15 protein-coding genes and 1 pseudogene are annotated in these 16,961 nt (G+C 58.7%); 3 read left to right on the top strand and 13 right to left on the bottom strand.

Going from position 1 to position 16,961, the window contains the following annotated elements:
* Window positions 1-16: 16 nt before the first annotated feature.
* The 6 genes from ASF13_RS01300 to ASF13_RS01320 all read right to left on the bottom strand — a co-directional run bounded on the left by ASF13_RS01300 (window position 17) and on the right by ASF13_RS01320 (window position 7,398).
* Window positions 17-1,303, bottom strand: a complete 1,287-nt coding sequence (locus ASF13_RS01300; protein ID WP_056231610.1) for a carbohydrate porin — start codon at window positions 1,301-1,303, stop codon at window positions 17-19.
* Entirely contained in the window at window positions 1,293-2,714 is a 1,422-nt protein-coding gene (locus tag ASF13_RS01305; RefSeq protein ID WP_056231612.1) for a PTS transporter subunit EIIC, read from the bottom strand. The genes ASF13_RS01300 and ASF13_RS01305 overlap by 11 nt, the downstream gene beginning before the upstream one ends.
* Before the next feature lie 435 nt (window positions 2,715-3,149).
* Window positions 3,150-4,562 (bottom strand): glycoside hydrolase family 1 protein, encoded by a 1,413-nt coding sequence (locus tag ASF13_RS01310; RefSeq protein WP_056231616.1) that lies wholly within the window; start codon window positions 4,560-4,562, stop codon window positions 3,150-3,152.
* Window positions 4,510-4,671, bottom strand: coding sequence for a PTS transporter subunit EIIB (locus ASF13_RS23940; RefSeq protein WP_082502257.1), 162 nt, complete (start codon window positions 4,669-4,671; stop codon window positions 4,510-4,512). Before ASF13_RS23940 ends, ASF13_RS01310 begins: the two co-directional genes overlap by 53 nt.
* 264 nt (window positions 4,672-4,935) lie before the next feature.
* Window positions 4,936-5,760 (bottom strand): BglG family transcription antiterminator LicT, encoded by an 825-nt coding sequence (licT, locus tag ASF13_RS01315; protein WP_056231618.1) that lies wholly within the window; start codon window positions 5,758-5,760, stop codon window positions 4,936-4,938.
* Window positions 5,761-6,066: 306 nt separating this feature from the next.
* On the bottom strand, window positions 6,067-7,398 hold the full coding sequence (locus ASF13_RS01320) for an aspartate aminotransferase family protein (RefSeq protein ID WP_056231620.1): 1,332 nt from the start codon (window positions 7,396-7,398) through the stop codon (window positions 6,067-6,069).
* A 100-nt stretch (window positions 7,399-7,498) separates the two neighbouring features.
* On the opposite strand from ASF13_RS01320, the pseudogene ASF13_RS23105 reads away from it, so the two are divergent.
* Window positions 7,499-8,392: pseudogene (locus ASF13_RS23105) on the top strand (LysR family transcriptional regulator); the annotation flags it as partial.
* Here ASF13_RS23105 and ASF13_RS01325 read toward each other — a convergent pair.
* The 5 genes from ASF13_RS01325 to ASF13_RS01340 form a co-directional block, all read right to left on the bottom strand.
* On the bottom strand, window positions 8,321-9,634 hold the full coding sequence (locus ASF13_RS01325; RefSeq protein ID WP_056231623.1) for a cytosine permease: 1,314 nt from the start codon (window positions 9,632-9,634) through the stop codon (window positions 8,321-8,323). The pseudogene ASF13_RS23105 and the gene ASF13_RS01325 overlap by 72 nt on opposite strands.
* A 14-nt stretch (window positions 9,635-9,648) precedes the next feature.
* Complete coding sequence (locus tag ASF13_RS01330; protein WP_056231626.1) at window positions 9,649-10,347, bottom strand: helix-turn-helix transcriptional regulator; 699 nt, start codon at window positions 10,345-10,347, stop codon at window positions 9,649-9,651.
* Between the two features lie 226 nt (window positions 10,348-10,573).
* Window positions 10,574-10,858 (bottom strand): hypothetical protein, encoded by a 285-nt coding sequence (locus ASF13_RS01335; protein WP_056231628.1) that lies wholly within the window; start codon window positions 10,856-10,858, stop codon window positions 10,574-10,576.
* A 701-nt stretch (window positions 10,859-11,559) separates the two neighbouring features.
* Window positions 11,560-11,745 carry a small membrane protein gene (locus ASF13_RS25270; protein ID WP_146005443.1) on the bottom strand — a complete coding sequence of 62 codons (186 nt, stop codon included), beginning with the start codon at window positions 11,743-11,745 and terminating at the stop codon, window positions 11,560-11,562.
* Between the two features lie 602 nt (window positions 11,746-12,347).
* Complete coding sequence (locus ASF13_RS01340) at window positions 12,348-12,818, bottom strand: Lrp/AsnC family transcriptional regulator (protein WP_056231631.1); 471 nt, start codon at window positions 12,816-12,818, stop codon at window positions 12,348-12,350.
* Window positions 12,819-12,959: 141 nt separating this feature from the next.
* Between ASF13_RS01340 and ASF13_RS01345 the strand changes: the two genes are divergently transcribed.
* Window positions 12,960-13,382, top strand: coding sequence for a DUF2000 domain-containing protein (locus ASF13_RS01345; protein ID WP_056231633.1), 423 nt, complete (start codon window positions 12,960-12,962; stop codon window positions 13,380-13,382).
* A 150-nt stretch (window positions 13,383-13,532) separates the two neighbouring features.
* Here ASF13_RS01345 and lldD read toward each other — a convergent pair whose 3' ends face one another.
* Complete coding sequence (gene lldD, locus ASF13_RS01350) at window positions 13,533-14,678, bottom strand: FMN-dependent L-lactate dehydrogenase LldD (protein WP_056231635.1); 1,146 nt, start codon at window positions 14,676-14,678, stop codon at window positions 13,533-13,535.
* Entirely contained in the window at window positions 14,675-15,466 is a 792-nt protein-coding gene (gene lldR / locus ASF13_RS01355) for a transcriptional regulator LldR (RefSeq protein WP_056231637.1), read from the bottom strand. Before lldR ends, lldD begins: the two co-directional genes overlap by 4 nt.
* 432 nt (window positions 15,467-15,898) lie before the next feature.
* Between lldR and ASF13_RS01360 the strand changes: the two genes are divergently transcribed.
* Window positions 15,899-16,930: a methyl-accepting chemotaxis protein gene (locus ASF13_RS01360; RefSeq protein WP_056231640.1), complete on the top strand. Its 1,032-nt coding sequence runs from the start codon at window positions 15,899-15,901 to the stop codon at window positions 16,928-16,930.
* Window positions 16,931-16,961: the final 31 nt, after the last annotated feature.

A 16,961-nucleotide genomic window follows, 5' to 3' on the forward strand; every position in this document is an offset into this window, starting at 1 on the left:
TCACCAACCTCTGACGTTACAAATTCACCACCATCTGCGTTTCCAGGTTCCAGGCATCGTCCTCGTGCGGGGTGATGGCCGGATGGTGCGTCCAGGAGAGTTGATTGGTCCAGTAGATGCCGTGCATCACCCGTAACGTATAGGCGACCGAGCCGGTGGTGCTGAAGCCGTCGGCGGACTGGCCCTTGCGCTGAAAGTAGTGCTTCGCGTCATCGCTGAATTTATTGTAAGACACCCCGAATGAGACCATATCCGCCGGGCGCTGTTTAAACGGGCCGATGCTGAACAGCGTTAGCGAGGCGTCGGCCATATAGAGGTTACGGTTCTCCGGCGCGTAGTTGGTTTTGCCGTCGATATACCAGCCGCGATCGGGCTGGCTGGGATCGGGCTGGGTCAGCTGTTGGGTGGCGGCGAGATAGTGCGACCAGGTTTCGCTGTTGTACCGGCCTGAGTTGTAGTTGAGGTACGGGGTTTTGTTATACACCGATCCGCCCCTGATCCACGTCATCCTGTCGCTGTTGGCGGCGTTAACCCGATAACCTACTTCATTGATCAACAGGGTACCTGCGTGCGGCTCCTTCCAGCGCAGGCCGTAGAGGTTGTAATGCGAATCGGCCTGCAGCCCGTCTGAACTCTGGCTGCGCGCCACGCCAATATGATCGTACCAGCGACGATCGGCGCTAAGAACCCGCACGTCGAGCCCCGGGCTGGGCTTGAGGCTGGTCAGTCCGGCCTGATTGAGCATCACGCTGGTCGGGCCGAGCGCGGAGGAGGCGGTGCTGGCACCCAGATAGAGGCCGTAAAAGTGGTTCAGCCAGTCGGAATAGCCGTAATGCAGGATCACCCGCTGATTGAACAGCGGCTGGTACACCGACAGGTCCATCACCGAGGGGTGGCCGTCCTGGCCGTTACCACGGTAATTGTTATACGAATAGCCGAGTTGCAGGTGCAGCTGGCTCCGATCCGGCAGCCCCAGCCGGTCCAGATCGTAGGTCATATCAAACTGGATAAAGTTACCGGTGGTCGGCCGCTGCCCGACGTAATTGGGTTTGTGACGGCGGTTGCCCGCCACGTCATAGGTCAGATTGGTCAGCAGCTGGGCCTGGGCGTAGAAACCGTAGTCGGCCATTTTACGCCGTGCGCCGCCCCACTCGGGAAACAGCGTGTCGCAGGCGGAGCCAATTGACGGCGTTTCAGGGCCCCTCGGCAACAGGCGGTCATAGGCGTTGCAGCCGCTGTCGGCCAGCGCCAGCGGGCTGCCGAGCAGCAGCAGTGTGCCGGGCAGCAGGTGTTTAAGTTTCATGATTGCTCTCCTTGCGGTCGGGGTGAGGAATGCCAAACAGCCAGCTGCTGACAAACGCGCAGCCGAAAGCCACGATGCAGCCGGTCAGCGTGCCCCAGAAGGCGCGATCGAGCCCCGCCGGCGATAAAAAGGCCGGAAAGGCGAAGATGCCCAGTGCACCGATGTTATGTGCCATGCCGTGAAACCAGCCGACGACCATGCCGCCCAGTGCGCCACAGATGCAGCCGATGACAAACGGCCGGCGCAGCGGCAGGTTGACACCGTAGATGGCCGGTTCGGTAATGCCGAACACGCTGGAGACAAACGCCGGTGCAGCGAGCGTTTTGAGCCGCGGGTCGCGGGTGCGCAGCAGAATGCCGAGGGTAGCCGCGGACTGCGCCCAGACGGCGGCGCTGGTGATCGGCGAGATAGTGTCAAAGCCCAGCGTGGCAACGTTGTTCAGCATCAGCGGAACCAGCCCCCAGTGCAGGCCGAAGATCACCAGGACCTGCCAGGCGGCACCAAGAATGGCCCCGGCGGCGACCGGGCTAAGCAGCCAAAGCTGGTTGTAGCCGTTGCCGATGGCGTTACTGAGCCAGGTAGCCAGCGGGCCAATCAGCAGACAGGTAACGGGCAGGGCGATCAGCAGGCAGAGGAACGGAGTGAAGAAAGCGCGTATCGATACGTGTAGCCAGCGGTTCAGCCGTTTTTCCAGCCAGCAGCAAAAGGCAGCCGCGAGGATCACCGGGATCACCGTCGAACTGTAGTTAATCAGGGTCAGCGGCAGCAGCATAAAGCGCACGTGCAGCATCGGGTTGTGCTGGCTGGCATGGAACAGCGCAATCAGCGACGGATGTACCATCGCCGCCCCCAGCACCATGGTGAGCAGCGGGTTACCGCCAAAGCGGCCGCCGGCGGTGTAGCCGAGCAGCACCGGCATAAAGAAAAACATCGCGTCGCTGGCGGCATACAGCAGGGTCCAGGTCCCGCTGCCCTTATCCAGCCAGTGCTGCAGGGTGGCGATCGTTAGTACCCCTTTCATCAGCCCTGAGGCGATCAGCAGCGGCAGCAGCGGTGCGAAGATGGCGGAAATAATATCGATTGCGCTGTTGACCAGCGCTCTGCCACAGCCAGCGGCGCGTGGTGCTGATTGACCCTTTTCACCGGTGACCGGCGGTGGTGGATCGCCCAACCCCTCCGCGATCAGCTGTTGACAGACCTCGCCGACGTGGGTGCCAATCACCACCTGATACTGGCCACCGCTCTCCACCACGGTGATGATCCCGGCGGTCTGCTTCAGCGCGGCCGAATCGGCACGCTGGTTCTCTTTCAGCGTAAAGCGCAGGCGCGTGGCGCAGTGAAACACCTTGATAACGTTATCCTGCCCGCCTACCCCCTGAATAATGGCGGCACAGAGTGCGCTGTAATCCATGGTTCCCTCCCGTGCTGGCAAACTGACCTGCTACGTAATAACAGGTGACGTACCGACGTACTGATGTTCAACATGCTGACGTGCTGACGTGCTGACGTGCTGACGTGCTGACGTGCTGACGTGCTGACGTGCTGACGTGCTGACGTGCTGACGTGCTGACGTGCTGCGGAAAGTCTGTCAGGTCGTTGCGGGGTATCTTCCGGCCGGGGAGGAGGCAGGCTCAAGGCTTGTTAATGCGGTGTCTGTTTTTTGTTCGTTTTTTGAGTCGGGGGTCACGAAAGCGCACAGCAGGCTACGCCGTGCGGCAAGAGAGGCAGTAAATCTCCGCCGCTGATGAGCGGAAAATCGGCGGGGAACACGGCTGAGCCAGTGCGGCTTAACTTTATCGTCACGGCTCTGCCAGGGTTCTGTCGTTCATGCGGAATTCAGATGCCCTCAGCGGCCGTCCATCTCCGGCTTCACCAGCGAGCCACCGTTGCTGGCGATCACCTGCTGATACCAGGTAAAGCTTTTCTTGCGGCGGCGTTCCAGCGTGCCGTTACCTTCGTCATCGCGATCAACGTGGATAAAACCGTAGCGCTTGGACATCTCCGCCGTCGAGGCGCTGACCAGATCGATCGGCCCCCAGCTGGTATAACCCAGCAGCTGCACGCCGTCGGCGATGGCTTCCCCGGCCTGCACCAGATGATCGTTGAGGTAGGCGATGCGGTAGTCATCGCGGATGGTGCCGTCCTCCTCGATCTGGTCTTTGGCCCCCAGCCCGTTCTCGACGATAAACAGCGGTTTACGGTAGCGATCCCACAGCATATTCAGCAGATGGCGCAGCCCGGCCGGATCAATCTGCCAGCCCCAGTCGGAGGCGCTAAGGTACGGGTTGTGGATCATATTCAGGATATTGCCGGTGGCCTGCTGCTTCTGCGGATCGGCGCTGGCGCAGCTGCTCATGTAGTAGCTGAACGACAGGAAGTCGACGGTCTCCTGCAGATCGTCGCGATCCTGCGCGCTGATTTGCAGCAGGATATGTTGCTCATCAAAGCGGCGCTGCATATAGCTCGGGTACTCGCCGCGCGCCTGCACGTCGAAAAAGAACAGCCATTCACGCTCTTTGCGCTGCGCTTCCAGCACGTCGTCCGGGTGGCAGGTCAGCGGGTAGTACGGCATCGCCGCCACCATATTGCCGATTTTCGCATCGGGAATAATCCGGTGGCAGGCCTTCACTACCCGGGCGCTGGCCACCAACTGGTGGTGGATGGCCTGATAAACCACCTGCGGGCTGCTGCCCGGCGGCAGGCCCAGCGCGGTAAAGCAGGAGAACAGCGCGCAGTTGATCTCGTTAAAGGTCAGCCACCACTTCACCTTGTGCTGATAACGCTCAAACACCGTGGTGGCGTAGCGTTCGAAGAAGGCGATAGTTTGCCGGTTGCCCCAGCCGCCGTAGTGCTGTACCAGATGGTAAGGCATCTCGTAGTGGGAGAGGGTGATCAGCGGCTGGATACCGTTTTTGAGCATCTCGTCAAACAGCGCATCGTAGAACGCCAGACCGGCCTCGTTAGGCTGCTGCTCGTCGCCGTTCGGGTAGATGCGCGTCCACGCAATCGAGGTGCGCAGGGTTTTAAAGCCCATCCCGGCGAACAGTGCGATGTCCTGCGGATAGTGATGGTAGAAATCGATGGCGACATCTTTCAGATTGAACTCGCCCGGCTTCCGTTCGCCTGGCGGGTACATCAGGCCGTGTGGCTGGAAGTCGGAAGTGGATAGCCCTTTACCGTCGGCGTTATACGCGCCTTCGACCTGGTTAGCAGCGACCGCGCCACCCCACAGAAAATCGTTCGGAAACTGGGTTTTCATCGGTGATCCTTTTAAAACGTAAACGGTTGGCGCAATGGGTCACGCTGACAATATTATCCCGGCCACCGACGCCGTTAATTATTTCTCTGCATAAACTGGCGTATCCCATTGGCTCAGCTTGGTTCGTATATTCTGGTCGGTAAATTAAAGGCAAAAAAAAACCTAACTTCTTCCGGCGGGGATAAGACGATCCGCGCGGGGTCAGTTAGGTTTTGCTCTGCACGCGATAATTAGCGTGAAGATCACAATCCTGCTATGGCGTATATCTATAAGCCTAATGTCGGGCGCACTCAAGCGTTGTTTTTGGATTGTCTTTAATCTGTGAAGCGCTTCACGTATCGTAATCTGTCCATAGCCGTGCGCGCGGCAACGGTTACTTTCTTAGCTGCTCAATATGAATGGTCAGGAACATGCGTTCATCCTGAGTGAGGCTGTGATCGTGATGTAATTCTGTATACTGGTTGATTTTATCGGTACAGCGTTGCGCCGCCGGATACTGCTGCTGCACCAGCTGTGCCAGCGCAGGATCGTCCCCGTCGATATGCTGATGGTCGAGCACCCGGCAGGCAAAAAATTTCAGGTGGGTGACAAAACGCTGGTAGCGTAGCCCCTCTTCCTCATAAACCAGGTCAAAGTGATACTGTACCAGGCTCAGAATGTCCTGCATAAAACGGGTGATCTGCACGGTGTTTTGCATATTGTCGTTAAGCTGGGCATTCACCAGGTGCAGCGCAATAAAGCCGGCTTCATCTTCCGGCAGTTGCGAACCGGTATGTTCGGCAATAATCTGCAGCGCCTGGATGCCCAGCGCAAACTCCTGCGGGTAAAGTTTTTTAATCTCCCACTGCAGGGCGTTAGGGATATGAATATTCTGCGAAAAGCGCTGCAGCGCATAATACAGATGGTCGACCAGGGAGATTAACAGGCTGTGGTGTAATTTACCGGGCAGGTTGTCGTTAGCCAGAGCGATAATCGCTTCGGTAGCGCTAATACAGCTTGCCGGAACCAGATTAAGTAATGCTTTAAACTGTTCAGTGAAAGGCGTGTTGAGGGAAAAGATTTTCTCTACTTTGTCGGGGTCGGTAGTATCACCGATCTTTTTATTGAAGGCGATGCCTTTACCCATGACCACCATTTCCTGACGGTGGTCGTCGAGGCTAATAACCACGTTATTATTCAGTATTCGCTCGATTATCATTATTAATTCCTGTTATCACAGCAATAACCGCAGGCCTGCCGGCCAGAAATTAGGCCAGTACAAAGCATGCTGTCAATTGCTGCTGGTGCGTAGTAACGGAATATAACCAATAATTTTTACGGAACTGCCTGCATAATCACATCTTGCTGGCAAACAAGCAGGAGGGTTGCAGAGTAACCGGCCCGGCGACACAGTTCGCCGGGCGACGAGCGTTAAAAATACGTCCTGTTTATGACCGGAGACCGGCAGGCCGCGCCTGTCCCGTCGCGCCGTCTATAGAGTGCGGTACCGGCTATCTGTGTAGCCTCAGTCAGTGTGATGCAGGGCGTCGCCCACGGCGTTAAACAGACGGTCGAGATCGTCCGGCTGCGCGTTAAACATCGGACCAAACTGCAGGCAGTCGCCGCCGAAACGCACGTAGAAACCGGCGCGCCACAGCGCCATTCCGGCATCAAATGGCCGGATGCTCGGGTCGGCACCGCGCGGTGCCAGCTGGATCGCACCGACCAGGCCGCAGTTGCGGATATCCACCACGTGCGGGCTGCCTTTCAGGCCGTGCAGCGCCTGTTCAAAGTGCGGTGCCAGGCTGGCGGACTGTTCAATCAGCTGCTCGTTTTCCAGAATATCCAGCGTTGCCAGCGCGGCGGCACAGGCCACCGGGTGGGCAGAATACGTATAGCCATGGCCGAACTCCACCGCGTGCTGTGGCAGGTTCTGTGCCATAAAGGTGTGATAGATCTCGCTGGTTGCCACCACGCCGCCCAGCGGGATCGCGCCGTTGGTAATCTGCTTGGCAAAGTTGAGGATATCCGGCGTTACGCCAAAGTATTCAGCACCGCTCCAGCGGCCCATGCGGCCGAAGCCGGTGATCACCTCATCAAAGATCAGCAGAATATCGTGCCGATCGCAGATCTCGCGCAACCGCTGCAGATAACCCACCGGTGGAATTATCGCCCCGGCCGATCCGGAGAGCGGCTCGACGATCAGCGCGGCGATATTCGATGCGTCGTGCAGCTCAATCAGCTTAAGCATCTCGTCGGCCAGCGCCACGCCGCCGGTTTCCGCCATGCCTCTTGTAAAGGCCATGCCCGGCTGCAGGGTGTGCGGCAGGTGGTCAACGTCCATCAGCTGGCCAAACATCTTGCGATTAGCGCCGATGCCGCCAAGGCTGGTACCGGCAACATTGACGCCGTGGTAGCCACGCGCACGGCCAATCAGTCTGGTTTTGGTCGGCTGACCTTTGGCGCGCCAGTAGGCGCGGGCCATCTTCACTGCCGTATCGGCGGATTCAGAGCCGGAGCCGGTAAAGAACACGTGACTGAGGTCGCCCGGCAGATGCCCGGCAATGCGTTCCGCCAGCTTAAATGACAGCGGATGGCCGTACTGGAAGCCCGGCGAGTAGTCGAGGGTGCCCAGCTGGCGTGATACCGCCTGCTGGATCCCGCTGCGGGTGTGGCCTGCGCCACAGGTCCACAGTGCGGAGAGGCTGTCGTAGATACGGCGTCCTTTATCGTCCACCAGCCACTGGCCTTCGGCCGCCACGATAAAGCGCGGGTCCTGGTGGAAGTTACGGTTGGCACTGAACGGCATCCAGTGGCTTTGCAGATTAAGCTGGCTGATTTCATCGGCGACAGACATGGCACATCTCCGGGTAACAGGGGGTAAAACAGTTTGCACCGAAGTAATGGGTGAGTTAAATACTGATTAACTAATCATCAGTTAAGGAATTACTCACCTAATGAGCGGCAAATCTCTTGGTCAGGTCAGCGATTTTGATCTGAAACTATTGCGTGTGTTTAAGACAGTGGCAGAGTGCGGCAGTTTCTCGGCGGCAGAAAGCCTGCTGGGGATCACCCGCTCGGCGATCAGCCTGCACATGAGCGATCTGGAAAAGCGTCTCGGCATGCGACTGTGCCAGCGTGGCCGTGCTGGTTTTTCGCTGACCGATGAGGGGCGGGAGATCCTGCGGCTCAGCGACACGCTGCTGGCGTCGATGGAATCCTTCCGTCAGCAGGTCAATCAGCTGCATAAACAGCTGCGCGGTGAGTTCAGCATCGCGCTGATCAATAATCTGGTGACCACGCCGCAGATGCAGATTACCGACGCGCTGGCGGAGATGCGCCGCCGGGCGCCGGAGGTACGCATCAATCTGAGCATGAGCACCCCGGCCGATATTGAGCGCGGGCTGCTGGACGGGCGTATCCAGGTGGGGGCGCTGCCGCTGACCGTGCCGCTCTCCGGGCTGGACTATCAGCCGCTGTACACCGAGCGATCGTCGCTGTACTGCAGCCATACGCATCCGCTGTTCGGCAGCGCTACCCTGCCGGACGACGCGCAGCTGCAGACGCTGGATGCGGTGGCGCCCGGCTCGCGCATGACCGCCGAAACCATCGGCCTGCACCAGCTGTTTAACTGCAGCGCCAGCGCCAGCGACCGGGAAGGCATCGCGTTTCTGATCCTCACCGGCCAGTTCGTGGGTTTTCTGCCGGATCACTACGCCAGCCACTGGGTGACGCGGGGCATGATGCGCGCGCTGGCCCCGCAGCGCTTCTGCTTTGACTCACGGATCGCGCTGGTGACCCGTAAAGGCCGCCGGCCTAACGCGATTCTGGAACTGTTTCTGCAGGGCATAGAGCAGGCAGGCGCTGACCAGGGCGTTGAGCGTCGGCACGCCCCATTCACAGAGTAGGCCCACCGTACTGCCGGCCAGCGTCGCGGCGATGGCTGGCCAGCCGCAGGTGGGTGTTTCAGCATCGCCGGGTAACGTACCCTGCCTGCGGCTGCTTTCCAGCACCGCCCGCTGGCTGCGCAGCAGGAAATAGTCCACCAGCATAATGCCGAGGATCGGCGGGAACACCACGCCCAGCAGGGTCAGGAAATCAACGAAACGATCGAGGATCCCCAGCACCGACAGCAGCGTGCCCAGCACGCCAATAGCCAGCGTGGTGCTGCGATAGCGCAGCTTTTTACCGCAGAGGCCTTCCACCGCGTTAATCACCCCCAGCGCGGACGAATAGAGGTTGAGGTCGTTAATGCGCAGGGTGGAGAAGACCACCAGCAGCAGCCCGATGCCGCCCGTCGCCTGCGACATAATGGTGACCACATCCGCGGTGTGCAGCGTATGGGAAATCATGATTGCCAGGCCGTTAATCACGAACTCTCCGGCGATAATGGTGAGCAGCACCGTTCCCGCCACGTGCCTTGTACTGCGCGAGTAGCGCGTCAGGTCCGGCGTCATCAGGCTGGCGACGATGGCCCCGCCGACCACCAGGGTGACCGCGGCGCTAATGGTCAGGGGCGTGACGCTGTCTGCCACGTTGAGCAGCGGCGGCACCTGCTGGCCGGACAGCGTTTGCCAGGCAATCAGCGCGACCAGGCCAACAAACAGCGGCACGGCGATGCGCGCGGTAAAGCGTAACGCCTTAAAGCCAAACGCTACCAGCAGTGTCAGCAGCAGCCCGGAGAGGGTGGCCGATAGCGCGAAGCCCGGGCCGCCGCCCAGCGCGAAGTTCAGCGAGCGGGCAAAGATCGCATTTTGCACGCCGAACCAGCCGAGCAGGCTGATGGCGACGATCAGACCAATCAGGATCGATCCCACGCGACCAAAACCACACCAGCGCGCCAGCAGGCTGCCGGACAACCCCTCTTTCATCCCGGCGTAACCCAGCCCGAAGGTGATCGCGCCAAAAATAACGCTGCCGGCCAGGATCGCCATCAGCGCACTGGCAATGCTCATGCCGTTGCCCAGCACCGCGCCGAGCATAAACTGGTCCAGCGCGGTGAGCATACCCATATGCACCACCGCCACGCTGAGAAAAGAGACGCGCCGGTCAGGCGGCACACGGCTGAGGGGATAATCTTCGATCTGCATCAGAGGGCTCCTTGTGGTCAGATAAACTGAATTCCTTTTTCCAGCAGGCGCGGGGGGATGTAGTTATCCAGACCTGCCTCACGGCAATACTCTTCGAACTGGCGCAGGCTATGTACGCCCGCCTTCTGGTAGAGGTTGTAAACGCGATCTTCCACGGTGCGATGGCTGAGGCCATATGCCCTGGCAATCTCTTTGGTTGTGCAACGTTGCAGTAACAGGAACAAGGTATCGAGTTCGCTGCGGGTGAACAGCGTGCTGCCGGCTTCGGTGGTCAGTACGCTGGGTTTTTGCTTATCGATGTACCTGAGCGGCGACAGCGTATTCAGCCGACGGGCGTTCCAGACGACGCCAATAAATTTACCGTCGTTGTCAAACAGTGGGATCTTCTCGCTGATACAGGGGGTTAGCTCCGGCAGCCCGAACCAGTAGTGGGTCTCGATCACCGCCACGCGCCCCTGAGCGGCCAGCGCGCGGCGATCGTGTTCGATAAAGTCGTCTTCGCACTCGGCCCAGGCGGCGGGAAACTCGCCGTCCAGCCTGCCTTCCAGGCTGAAACCTGCGGGCGTAGCGGTGTACAGACAGGCCGCTTTGTTCATATACAGATGACGAGACTGCGCATCTTTGATCCCCCAGGGATCGCTAAGATGCTCCAGCATGCCGATTATTACACTCAGCTGCAGGGCAGGGGGAGCTAACCGGGTTGGGCTCTGGTTCATGGCATGTCCATTGTGAAAGTAAACTGGTCAATGGAAAGCCTACTTCAGATGGCGCTGGCAATCATTCCGCTAAATCTTGATAAATAGCCTGATTAGTCCATCCGCTACCTCATAAGGTTGAGACGCGAATCACTACCTTGCCGCAGTGCTGCTGTTGAAGTTGAAGACGAGAGCTGACCCGCTGACGGTAAAACGACGTCATGCCGGGTATGTGCTCTGGGGTATTTTAGCGATCCTTCATCCCCTCTGCCCGGCGTGCGGTCCGGTAAACATAATCGAGCATCGGTTCCAGATTGGCGTCGGGGCCGGCGCTGATGATTTTGCCGCGCAGCCACGTGATTTCACTGCTGATTTCTGGCGGAAACAGGTTACCGTTCTCGGCGTTACGCAACCATTTCAGCAGGAAATTATTCTTCCCCCTGGCGTTCCCCGGCTGCTTTTTGCCATACATCCTGAGCGCAACCAGGATGCAGTAGTAGAAGTGGACGCGCCTGCTGAAGCTTTGTGACATCGTTTTACTCTCAATCGGTAACGTGAAATCATCGCTTGCTCCACCGTCAAAACGGCGGATTCTGATCAGGGCTGATAGTGACACGGCTGCTAAAAAGGACGCAATCTGAAAAATTCAGGCTTGAGTTGACCGTCGTGCGGCGCTCATTTGTCATGATGCTTTCGGGACAGGGGGCTGAATGTTCACCGCGATGGTGGGTGCAGCAGGCTGCCGGTCGTAGGCTGAGGGCTCAGAATGGCCGAAGAGAGAGCATAACGCTAACAAGCGGTAAAAAGGCAGGAACAAAAGGAGGCGGGACGGGCTGGCGGCAGTAAAGGCCGCCGGGTGTTGACCGGCAGGTGCTCAATTAGCGCCTGGTCCTGGGTAAGGACTTCTTTTTAACATCGTGCAGCCACGAGTGAAGGCTCCAGACGGAGACCGCAATCAGTAAAGTCGCCATGCTAATAAGGAAATAGTCATTCATAATGATACCCGGTCTATTTAACGTGATTGGTATGCGATTAATCCTAGTATTTAGCCATCAGGTACTCACTGGATTTCGCTGCTATGGGTCAATAATACGTTAAATTATTCCTGGGGGAATAAGACATATCTCCCTTTGTTGTCAGTGGCGGACTACAGATTTATCTTAATAATGGCGTCATCTCCGGCGAGCCAGATGGCTCGCCGGAAAGTGGATAGCCCGCCAGTAAAACAGGGGATTATCTTTTTTTCTTCGGGAAAGAAGAGTTTCTTCTGTCGCGAATATATGAAATCAAGCTGTATGCAGAGACTGCAATGAGCATGAATGCCATGCTCATAAGGACGATGTCACCCATTTCATTTTCCCCGGTAAATGTAAACAGAGATGCATGGGAAAACCAAAGGTAAAAGTACTTACCCCTCATTTCCCATATAACGACCTATAACACACTAATTATCAAGCCTTACTTATCTGTCGCCGTGCTGAAGAGAGGCGCTGTTGCAACAGGTCTGAAGCCCGTTTTACAGCCAGTACGTCAGGCACTGCTTTACCGGGATACGTTACGTAACGCCAGATTCAGCGAGGAGACAGCTCTCATCTTAAGACAAATTTTTAGCCAGTCAATTAGCATTAAGGAACTGAATGATTTGATTTTGTAATAAGGGTTTACTTTGAGGGGAAATATCAGCGTCACGCGTGACGGTTTTGTTTTAATTACCGCAGGTTGCAGAGTTTTTAAGAATATACTTAGGTTACAGGTTTCTCCTTAAATTTAAGACTATTCACAGGTCAAAAGAGGGGAGGGGGTCGACGGGCAGGTGAACAGATGCCCGCCTGACGCACCCTTCTCGCGGCTGAATTGCAGCGTTGAACCGCGCAACAGGACGTTATTGGCGCGGCAGAGTCCCGCAACTTCCGTCGCTAACCGGAAAAAAAGTATGGTGTGAAAAAATTAATCTTTTACGGCCAGAGATCGGCCCTTCTGCCGCTAACAGGTAAGCGGTGCTGTTCGTCATCGCTAAGGGTTCAGCGTGATTTTTGTAACGGATAGCCCACCAGCGGCTTAATTTCCTTCAGTACAAACATACTTTGCATCTCTTTTATACCTGGCAGGCGGCGGATCACCGTCATGGAAAACTCCGCAAAGGCGTCGAGATCCCGTGACACCACCTGCAGCAGGAAGTCGGCATCGCCGCCGATGCTGTAGCAGGCCACTACGTTATCCAGCGCGGTCACCTGCTGTTCGAACTTTTTCGCATCGGCTTCGCTGTGGCTGTCGATGCTCACCCGCACAAACACCATCACGCCCAGCCCGATTTTGCGGCGATTCAGCACCGCACGGTAGCCCTGAATCACCTCCTCCTCCTCCAGCCTGCGCACTTTGCGCCAGCAGGGCGAGGCGGACAGGCCGATTTCGTCGGCCAGCGCCTGATTGGTGATGCGCGCGTCGTTCTGTAGCAGGGTGAGAATGTGCATCTCACTGGGGCTTAAGGTCATCAGGTCATTTCCTGTCTTTTGATGGCGGTTATCAGGTAAATTTTGCCCTTTTTTACTGTTTTTACAAGCAATTCAGACCACCTTTTCCAGGTGGAACGGGCGATACTATTGCTCCGACGGCACATTAGAACAGGAATGATGATGAAATTTGATGCAACGCAACAACGCTGTACCATCGTGGTGGACGCCCAGCTTGCTCCGGGGCTGGCGATGAATGCCGCCAGCGTGATCGGCATCAGCTTCGGCCGCACGGTGGATAATCTGGTGGGGCCGGATCTGCACAGCGCAGACGGGGTCAGCTATCCGGGGGTGATTTATGCCCCACTGCCGGTGCTGAGGGCGGAAGGGAGCTATCTGCAGGCGTTGCTGCAGACGGCGCAGCAGGATGACGAGATATACGTGATGCCGTTCAGCGCGCTGGCGCAGTCGTGCAAAACCTATGACGAGTACGGCGAGCGTATCTCGTCGGTCAGCAGCCCGCAGATCGCGCTGGTGGCGATCGGCCTGATCGGACCGAAAAAGAAGATTACCCGCCTGACGGGGAATCTGTCGCTGTACCGGTAACACCGCGCAGATGGCTGTCTGCCTCCTTCAGCCCCCGGATTTCCGCCTGAACGGCTTAATCCCTGCGGCTGCCGGGGGAGAGGGATGCCCGTTGAGCGGCTGGACGTGGCCTGCCGCTCAACGGTGTTGGCGCAGGCCAGCGGCGCGGTATTACGCCAGCCCACCGTCGACCAGCGCATCGCGTGAGATGGCGGCGATATTTTTGGCACCGGTCAGGGTCATCGCTACGCGCATCTCTTTTTCCACCAGGCTTAACAGATTCGCCACGCCCGCCTGCCCGGCGGTAGCCAGCGCATAGAGGTACGCGCGGCCCAGCAGCACGCTGTCCGCGCCCAGCGCGATCATCCGCACCACGTCCAGCCCGTTGCGGATGCCGCTGTCGGCCAGAATGGTGATATCGCCTTTGACCGCATCGGCGATGCGCGGCAGGGCGCGGGCGCTGGAGAGCACGCCGTCCAGCTGGCGGCCACCGTGGTTAGAGACCACGATGCCGTCGGCGCCGAAGCGCACCGCATCGCGGGCGTCATCGGCGTCGAGAATGCCTTTGATCACCATCGGGCCGTCCCAGGCTTCGCGGATCCACTCCAGATCGGACCAGCTGATTGACGGATCGAAGTTCTTCGCCAGGTAGCCGATATAGTCCTCCAGCCCGGTGGGTTTGCCGAGGTAGGCGGAGATATTGCCGAGGTCGTGCGGCTTGCCGTGCAGGCCGACGTCCCATGCCCACTGCGGATGAGTGACCGCCTGCAGGTAGCGTCGCAGCGCCGCGTTCGGGCCGCTCATGCCGGAGTGCGCGTCGCGGTAGCGGGCACCCGGAACCGGCATATCCACGGTAAACACCAGCGTGGAGCAGCCGGCCGCTTTGGCGCGTTCCAGCACGTTGCGCATAAAGCCGCGATCCTTCAGCACGTAGAGCTGGAACCACATCGGCCGGTCCATCGCCGGGGCGACCTCTTCAATCGGGCACACCGAGACGGTGGAGAGGGTGAAGGGGATGCCTTTCGCCGAAGCTGCCCGTGCCGCCTGCACTTCGCCACGGCGGGCATACATGCCGCACAGGCCGACCGGGGCCAGCGCCACCGGCATCGACAGTTCTTCGTTAAACAGCCTGGTCCGCAGGTCCAGCTCAGACATATCGTTCAGCACCCGCTGCTTCAGCGCGATCTGCGCCAGGTCATCGACGTTGCGGCGCAGCGTATGCTCGTTGTAGGCACCGCCGTCAATGTAGTGAAACAGAAACGGTGGCAGTATGCGTCTGGCGGCGGCGCGGTAGTCGCTGCCGGCTGAAATGATCATCGGTTTTCTTCCTTTATCCACTTATCTTCGTCGCCCGGCAGGCGCGAAATACGCTCCTGCCGGGCCGCATTTTCCTGCAGCGTCTTCAGCGTGGCGTGCACAAATCCGAGGTGCTGCTGTGCTGCGCGGCGCGCGCGTTCGGCATCGCCCGCGAGGATCGCCTGCAGCAGTTCAGCGTGCTGTTCGGTCAGCCGGGCGTGGATGTCCGGGGCGCTGTACATCCGCTGGCGGCTGTGCGCCACCGAAGTTTGCAGCAGATCGAAAAAGCCGCGCATGGTCTGCAGTAACACCACGTTGTGTGAGGCCTCGGCGATCGCCAGGTGAAAACGCACGTCGGCCTGGGCAGCCATCTCTTCGGAGCGGCTTTCCTGCTGGCAGAGGGCATCAAAACAGCCCTGCAGCTTCTGCTTATCCTCTTCGGTGGCACGCAGCGCCGCATACCAGGCGGTGCTGGCCTCAATGGCGTGACGCGCTTCAAGAATATCGTCACGGTAGCTGGGGTCGCCCGCCACAAGCGCCTTCAGCGGCTGTACGATACGCTGCTGTGACCAGCGTGCGCTGTCGTCCGTTTCGCAAAGCCAGGTACCGCCGCCGTGGCGGCTGTAGAGTACGCCTTCGGCAATCAGCGTGCGCAGCGCCTCGCGCAGCGACGAACGCGATACCCCGAGCACTTCCGCCAGCCGACGCTCGGCAGGCAGGCGTGCGCCGGGCGCCAGCTCAAGCTGCTGGATCTGCTCTCTGAGCCGGGCCGACAACGAGAGCGCGGCCGGTGGTACTGGGATGTTCATGGTCTTCACCTGCTGGCCTGAAGAAGCGGGAGGGGGCTTGCGCAGAGGAGTCACCCGACTGATAACTGGTAGGACCGTTCAGGGATTCAGCCTGCCTGCTGCACATATGGTTAATATTTTGTTATTTAAAAACAATCTTCGACGCGACTATTTTGCTTTTTTGCGGGCAGGGTACAGTTTTTTAGCGAAGTGGTAGGACCATAACCAGGCGCGGTGACAGGCGGTGGTCATCATATTTTCCTATGGCTGGCTAAAGGTTTGCGATTCAATTGCTTATGCTTAACGTCATGAAAATTAAGTCAAATTAGTGATTTCGTCTGTTACAGGCTGGTGACAGCACGCACTTTCCCACCCTACACTTTGTGCTTTGTGACGTGCTGCCGGTGGCGGTAGCCGATACGCCTATCACCTGGCCGGAGACCCCTGATAACGATGTCCAATCCGCATGAGATCGTCGATCTGAGTAAACACATTCGCAAAATGGCTGAAGGTAAAATTGCCGATATTAATGATATCAACCGCGAAACCACCTTTCTGGCGCTGAATGCGCTGATTGAGGCAGCCCGCGCGGGTGAGGCCGGACGCGGCTTCGCCGTGGTGGCGAATCAGGTGAAACACGTCTCTGGCGTTATCGCGGATATTACCACCAGCCTGAACAAAGAGCTGGCGGGAGCGCTCTCTGAGCTGACGGCGCTGGGTGACAGCATGATTGCCCGCTTACGGGATCATCAGGGGCAGCGCTGTGTCGATCTGGCGCTGAATACCATCGACATTATCGATCGTAACCTGTACGAACGCTCCTGCGACGTGCGCTGGTGGGCGACCGATGCGGCAGTGGTTGCCTGCGTCAGCGCGGCGGACGCGGCGGCCTGTCAGCATGCCGCCCGCCGGCTGGCGGTGATCCTCAGCAGCTATACCGTTTACCTGGATATCTGGATCGCCGATGCTGCGGGCAACGTACTGGCTAACGGACGGGGCGATCGCTATCCAGTCAGCGGGCAAAACGTTCGCCATCTGGCGGCATTCAGTGAGGCGATGGCGACCCGCAGCGGCGATGACTATGTAAGCAGCGATGTGGCAGAGCTGCCACAGCTGCACAATGCGTCGGTGGCAACCTACGCCACGGCGATCCGTGAGCAGGGGGAGGCGCACGGCAAGCCAATCGGGGCGCTGATGATTTTCTTTGACTGGGCACCGCAGGCCACGGCCGTGGTCAGCGGGGTGCGGCTCAGTGAGGAGGAGTGGTCGCGCACGCGCTGTATGATCCTCGATTCGCACCACCGGATCCTGGCCAGCAGCGATGCCAGCGCCAGGCTGGGCGAGCGGTTTCCGCTGCACACCGACGGGCGCAGCAGTGGTTTCTTTCAGCCGGATGAAGGACGAACCGTCTCCTTCGCGCTGACCCCGGGCTACGAGAGTTATGACGGGCTGGGCTGGTATGGGGTGATCGAGCAGCGGAATTAATGTTCGCCGCCCCGGGCGGGGCGGCTGTACT

The organism is Erwinia sp. Leaf53 (assembly GCF_001422605.1).
In the GTDB taxonomy this organism is placed as follows: Bacteria; Pseudomonadota; Gammaproteobacteria; order Enterobacterales; family Enterobacteriaceae; genus Erwinia.

Bases quoted from the DNA above. Each gene is read 5' to 3' on its own strand.
- ASF13_RS01300 (WP_056231610.1), bottom strand. From the start codon at position 1,303: ATGAAACTTAAACACCTGCTGCCCGGCACACTGCTGCTGCTCGGCAGC.
- ASF13_RS01305 (WP_056231612.1), bottom strand. From the start codon at position 2,714: ATGGATTACAGCGCACTCTGTGCCGCCATTATTCAGGGGGTAGGCGGG.
- ASF13_RS01310 (WP_056231616.1), bottom strand. From the start codon at position 4,562: ATGAAAACCCAGTTTCCGAACGATTTTCTGTGGGGTGGCGCGGTCGCT.
- ASF13_RS23940 (WP_082502257.1), bottom strand. From the start codon at position 4,671: ATGGGATACGCCAGTTTATGCAGAGAAATAATTAACGGCGTCGGTGGC.
- licT (WP_056231618.1), bottom strand. From the start codon at position 5,760: ATGATAATCGAGCGAATACTGAATAATAACGTGGTTATTAGCCTCGAC.
- ASF13_RS01320 (WP_056231620.1), bottom strand. From the start codon at position 7,398: ATGTCTGTCGCCGATGAAATCAGCCAGCTTAATCTGCAAAGCCACTGG.
- ASF13_RS01330 (WP_056231626.1), bottom strand. From the start codon at position 10,347: ATGAACCAGAGCCCAACCCGGTTAGCTCCCCCTGCCCTGCAGCTGAGT.
- ASF13_RS01335 (WP_056231628.1), bottom strand. From the start codon at position 10,858: ATGTCACAAAGCTTCAGCAGGCGCGTCCACTTCTACTACTGCATCCTG.
- ASF13_RS25270 (WP_146005443.1), bottom strand. From the start codon at position 11,745: ATGAGGGGTAAGTACTTTTACCTTTGGTTTTCCCATGCATCTCTGTTT.
- ASF13_RS01340 (WP_056231631.1), bottom strand. From the start codon at position 12,818: ATGACCTTAAGCCCCAGTGAGATGCACATTCTCACCCTGCTACAGAAC.
- ASF13_RS01345 (WP_056231633.1), top strand. From the start codon at position 12,960: ATGAAATTTGATGCAACGCAACAACGCTGTACCATCGTGGTGGACGCC.
- lldD (WP_056231635.1), bottom strand. From the start codon at position 14,678: ATGATCATTTCAGCCGGCAGCGACTACCGCGCCGCCGCCAGACGCATA.
- lldR (WP_056231637.1), bottom strand. From the start codon at position 15,466: ATGAACATCCCAGTACCACCGGCCGCGCTCTCGTTGTCGGCCCGGCTC.
- ASF13_RS01360 (WP_056231640.1), top strand. From the start codon at position 15,899: ATGTCCAATCCGCATGAGATCGTCGATCTGAGTAAACACATTCGCAAA.